Annotated in this window: 3 protein-coding genes; 2 read left to right on the top strand and 1 reads right to left on the bottom strand. The window is 64.0% G+C overall.

The window, feature by feature from the left end:
- Positions 1–8: 8 nt before the first annotated feature.
- Complete coding sequence (locus GEV06_28225) at positions 9–239, top strand: hypothetical protein (GenBank protein MPZ21743.1); 231 nt, start codon at positions 9–11, stop codon at positions 237–239.
- A 206-nt stretch (positions 240–445) separates the two neighbouring features.
- Positions 446–1,096, top strand: a complete 651-nt coding sequence (locus GEV06_28220) for a hypothetical protein (protein ID MPZ21742.1) — start codon at positions 446–448, stop codon at positions 1,094–1,096.
- Between the two features lie 183 nt (positions 1,097–1,279).
- Here GEV06_28220 and GEV06_28215 read toward each other — a convergent pair.
- Positions 1,280–3,418, bottom strand: a 2,139-nt coding sequence (locus GEV06_28215; GenBank protein MPZ21741.1) for a c-type cytochrome, incomplete at its 5' end; no start/stop codon positions are given.

The following is a 3,418-nucleotide window of genomic DNA, read 5'->3' as shown; positions in this document are numbered from 1 at the left end:
TGGCGCTCATGAATCGCACGCTGCTGCTCTTCTGGCTCCGTCGCTTTGCTATCATCTTCGTCTCCGCCGGACTCGGCTTGGGTCTCGTCGAGCGCGCCCAGCAAGGGTCGGCGGCAAGCTACGCCTCGGTTGTGGCGTGGAGTGCGCTGGCGGCGGGCGTCGCCGCTTCCCTGGCGACTTACTGGGCCTACAAGCGCTCCTGCGCGTTGCCTCCGCGATCGTCTGACGGCAAAAGCTGACGCCGGCGGAAAGCAACAGGCTACCGGCCGCCTCGGCGAGGCGGCCCTACCCAAGCTCATGAAACCACGCACAACCGAGGTAGTCGAGTTGTCCGCCGGAGGCCGACGACATACACTAGTGGGCAACGAAACAGCCATCGAACCGCCCAACTGAGGAGTCGTGTGCGAAGAGCAGACGACTCCAAACCTCGAGGAGAGAAACGCACATGAAGAGGATACTGTCTGTGCTTGCCGTGATCGTGCTCTCCGTGTCTGGCTCGTACCTGCTGGTCGCGCAAGAGAAGTCAATGAGCTTCTTCATTACGAGCGCGGGACCTGGTGATGGAGCGAATCTAGGCGGCCTGGCGGGCGCGGACGAGCACTGCCAGAAGCTAGTTGAAGCCGCCGGCGCCGGTGATAGCACCTGGCATGCCTACTTGAGCACCAGCGGATCCGGCGGCGACGAAGCGGTCAATGCACGTGACCGAATCGGTAGCGGTCCCTGGTACAACGCCAAAGGGGTGGAGGTCGCGCAAGGCGTCGAGGATCTACACAGCGACAACAACAAGCTCGGCAAGGAGAACTCGCTGGATGAAAAGGGTGAGGTGGTCAATGGCCGCGGTGATGATCCCAACCGACACGATATTCTGACAGGCTCGCAGCTGGACGGCACCGCCATGCCCGCGGAGCCAAACCTTACCTGCCAGAACTGGACGAGCAATGGTGAGGGAAGCGCGCTGCTTGGTCATCATGACCGCCAGGGCGGCGGCGACAATCCCAACTCGTGGAACTCGGCACATGGCTCCAAGGGGTGCAGCCAGGAGAACCTGCAGAGCACGGGCGGAGACGGCCTTTTCTACTGCTTTGCCACCGATTGAAGGCTGACGATGGCCAGAACGGGGAGATGGGACGTACCCGACTCTGTCACCGAAGCTCTACACTCTTGAACGTCGTAGCGCGCGGCCTGCCCGCCTTCGCCACCCGCCAAAGCGCGGAGCGCGGAGGCGGAAAGGTCGCGCGCTACCACCGCTGCGCTACGACGTTCTCCTACACTCCGAGCGTCATTGCGCGGGCGGATTCTCCAAGAAGGCGAACAGATCGGCAATCTCGCTGAGCGAGAGCGCGTTGAGCAAGCCCTCGGGCATGGCCGATGTGGTCGCCGCCTTCCGCGAGACAATCTGCGACTTCGGGATCGTCACCGCGGCGCTGCCGTCAACTGGCAGCACGGTCAGCGAACTGCTGTTCTCGGTCGAGATCACGCCGACATACGACTGCTGGTCCTTTGTGACCACTTCTGCAGAAGCCCACTGATCCGAGATCGCCTTCGACGGATACAGAATCGCCTCGAGCAGGTCGCCGCGCTGGAAGCGACGCGCGACGTCGGTCAGATCCGGACCTGCCGATTGACCGATATCGCCAACACGGTGACAGCTCACACACAGCGCTTTCTCATAGGCAGCTTGCCCTTCGACCGGATCGCCGGCGTACGCCATTGGATCCCACAGCAAGTACTCCTTCAGCTCCTGCTCGGAGAAGGCCGCGATGTTGTCGCGTCGACGCGCGGGGCGGGCGCTCGTGGTGAGCCGCTCACCGTGAAACGAGGGCAGCGCCTTCGCCGCTGCCGCTCGTTCCTCGTCTGGCAAGACCTTGGCGAAATCGTTCCACAGGTACTGAAGGTAGCCGATAAAGCTGGCACCACCCTTCCAGCTCTCATCCTGGGTCTTCTTGAACCAATCGACCACAGCCTGGCGCTCGGTCGCCTCCCAGCCCGTCGTCATGGCACGCAGACAGTAGACGTAGAAGATCTGGTCCTCATGAGATGCGTCCGGCTCCTGCAAGCGGGCCACGATCTCTGGAATCGCCTCGGTCGTCCCGAAATATGCGAGCGTGAGCGCAATCTCTCGGTTGAGAGGCGGAGCCGCCTCGGAAAATCGGGGCAGCAGGATCTCCGCCATCTCGTCATAGATCCCCGAGTAGCTCACGCCTTCGTCGCGCTGTAGCGTGAGATGAACGACCCGCAGAAATGCCGGGAGCTGGGCATCTGGCACCCCACGCTCGAGCAAGGCGAGCTCACGCTCGAGCAGCGGGCGGATCTCGGTTGATACCTGCGCTGTGTGGACGAGCGCGAGCAGGGCTTCGGTCGCCGCGGGATAGCTGTCGAGGCCCAACGCTGCGCGACGCCAGCGGTTGCGGTTCACCCGTTCGAGCAGCTCACGCGCCGCGTAGCGCACGAAGCGGTCCTCGTCGGCCAACAGCGGGAAGATGTCGGCCACCGGATCGAGCGGCGCGTCCATAGCCGAATGGATGCCGGTGCGTACGAGCGCCTCGCTGGCCCGGCGGCGGACGAACGGATCGGCGTCCTCGAGGCGACGAACCAGCTCGCGTCGCGCTGTGTCCGTACGATGCAAGCCAAGGTAGTAGGTGGACGCCGCACGTATTTCCCACGCGCGGTCTTCACCGAGCGACCGCAGCTGCTCTTCGCCAAATGGCTCGCCGTGCACCTGCAGCAACTCGAGCGCGCGGACGCGCCGGTCGGCGGATTCGGAGCCGGACGATACGACCTCTCGCAGATCGGAGCTCCAGCCTCGGCCAGCGTCTTCTCGCGCGCGCCTGATCGCCGCACGCCCCCACGCCGACCGCGGTTGCGGCTGGGCAAGCGCGCGCGCGAGCGGCTCCGCCTTCGCTTCGCTTCGGCGAGACAAGTCCGTCTCGCCTTGGCTTCCGCCGTCAGACGCAGGCCGCGATGACTCGTGCACCACGCGATGGATTCCACCCTCAGTGGAGCGGCCGCCTTTGGAAAAGTAGACGTTTCCATCGGGTCCGACATCCAAGTCGGTCACGTTCAGCGGTGTGCCGAGAACGAAGTCAACCTGCTTCTCGGTGTAGGTTGCCCCTGCCTTCTGCAGGAAGCCGGCAAGGATGCGCCCACGCGACCAGTCGGCGATCAGAAACGCATCACGGTACTTCTCCGGATAGGCGTCACTCTGGTAGAAGACGACACCGACCGGTGAGCCGCGGCCAATGTCGCTGATTCCAGGCAGGCTGTCGGGATAGTACGCGGGCCACTTGCCCGAGCCGGTGCGCCACCCGAACTCACCGCCGGGCGCGAGGTGATTCGTCCTGACGGGTCGATACCAGGGCAGGCCGATGTCCCACTCCATGTCGGAATCGAACGTGACGAGCTCGCCCGCAAGATTGAA

This window comes from Luteitalea sp. (genome assembly GCA_009377605.1).
Taxonomy (GTDB): domain Bacteria; phylum Acidobacteriota; class Vicinamibacteria; order Vicinamibacterales; family Vicinamibacteraceae; genus WHTT01.
This window is presented reverse-complemented; position numbering and strand designations above follow the sequence as displayed.

Bases quoted from the DNA above. Each gene is read 5' to 3' on its own strand.
- GEV06_28225 (MPZ21743.1), top strand. From the start codon at position 9: ATGAATCGCACGCTGCTGCTCTTCTGGCTCCGTCGCTTTGCTATCATC.
- GEV06_28220 (MPZ21742.1), top strand. From the start codon at position 446: ATGAAGAGGATACTGTCTGTGCTTGCCGTGATCGTGCTCTCCGTGTCT.